Annotated in this window: 1 protein-coding gene; it reads right to left on the reverse strand. The window is 64.0% G+C overall.

Features of this window, described 5'->3' with window-relative positions; genetic code table 11:
• On the reverse strand, positions 1-118 hold a 118-nt coding region (locus tag RX395_RS10195), incomplete at its 3' end, for a transposase (protein WP_394815243.1).
• Between the last annotated feature and the right edge of the window lie 149 nt (positions 119-267).

Consider the following 267-nt stretch of genomic DNA (forward strand, 5'->3'; position numbering starts at 1 on the left):
CGGGGATGGGGCAGGCCCCGCATATCGCCGCGAACGACGCCTCGGAGCGCAGCCTGCCCGGGTTGTCCCCGGCCGCGACCGCGAGCTTGGCCGCGCTCACGGGCCCGCACCCGTACATCGCCAGCAGCGCGGGGCAGTTCTCCTCTGTTAGCGCTAATCTAAAAATGACCACTTTCGCAAACGTATCTCGCCGAATGCGCTAATGCGCTTTCGCCGACCCCGCTAACGTACTTTCACCAACTGCGCTAACGGAACTATGCTCCGATC

It is taken from the genome of Collinsella aerofaciens, assembly GCF_032584215.1.
Lineage (GTDB): Bacteria > Actinomycetota > Coriobacteriia > Coriobacteriales > Coriobacteriaceae > Collinsella.